The organism is Deinococcus multiflagellatus, from assembly GCF_020166415.1.
In the GTDB taxonomy this organism is placed as follows: domain Bacteria; phylum Deinococcota; class Deinococci; order Deinococcales; family Deinococcaceae; genus Deinococcus; species Deinococcus multiflagellatus.
Window position 1 is genome coordinate 1 of sequence record NZ_JAIQXV010000068.1, and the last position, 843, is coordinate 843.

Below are 843 nucleotides of genomic sequence, written 5' to 3' on the forward strand. Positions count from 1 at the left end.
GCCAGGTCACGCCAGAGGCGCTCATCGGCCCGGTGCTGAATGCGGGCAATCAGCCGGGTCAGCGTGGTGACGCCGGGCAGCAGCACCCGGCGCTCGACCAGGCGGGCTGTGCTGAGATCCAGCAGGCGGCTGGATGGCTCGGCCATCAACCGGGCGCGGGCAGATAAAAAGCGCGCCAGATCGAAAAAGGCCGGAATCTCTGAAAAATCGCGGTAGCCCCACCGGGCCTGGATGTCGTGGCGGTGATCCCAGCGGGTCTCGCGCGTGCGGTAGCGGTCAAGTTTGACGGGATTGACCGTGAGGTCAAGCTGCTGGGCGACGTACTGGATGGCTGCCTCAGGCATGTCCAGGGGATCAGTCAGGAAGGTGCCCAGAAAGCGGACAGTGGCGAGTTGGAGGGCGTAGCCCAGGCGGTTGTGTTTGCCTTTTTTCTGGGCCAAAACAGCGCGGTCGTGATCGTCAAAGCGGAAATAGCGGTGCAGTTGCTCAGCCGTCAGCGTCGGTGGATAACGGCCATACCTTGCCAGCAGAGTCGTGCTGTCTTCGGATGCAGTTATGGCGCGGGACATCCTGCTCCATGCACTTTTGTCTCTGGGAGGACATGCTGTTGACCTGATGGGCCGCTCACAACCGGTCGGCGTAAGATCGTCTCCTCGCACCCCATCTTCCGCTACAGTATCTGAATATGGTCTCAGAAATGCAGATATCTTCTGGGAGGCGGTGGGCCTTGCCCGCTGTGGCCTGGCTGCAAGCGGTGATCGCCACCACCGGCAGCCTGTATTTCAGCGAAGTCATGCACCTGCCCCCCTGCACCCTGTGCTGGTACCAGCGCCTCATGATGTA

At 61.7% G+C, this 843-nt stretch carries 2 protein-coding genes; one reads left to right on the forward strand and one right to left on the reverse strand.

What is annotated here, in order from left to right:
- Positions 1–569, reverse strand: a 569-nt coding sequence (locus K7W41_RS23335; RefSeq protein ID WP_224612940.1) for a DUF4158 domain-containing protein, incomplete at its 3' end; no start/stop codon positions are given.
- A gap of 128 nt (positions 570–697) precedes the next feature.
- On the opposite strand from K7W41_RS23335, the gene K7W41_RS23340 reads away from it, so the two are divergent.
- On the forward strand, positions 698–843 hold a 146-nt coding region (locus tag K7W41_RS23340), incomplete at its 3' end, for a disulfide bond formation protein B (protein ID WP_224612942.1).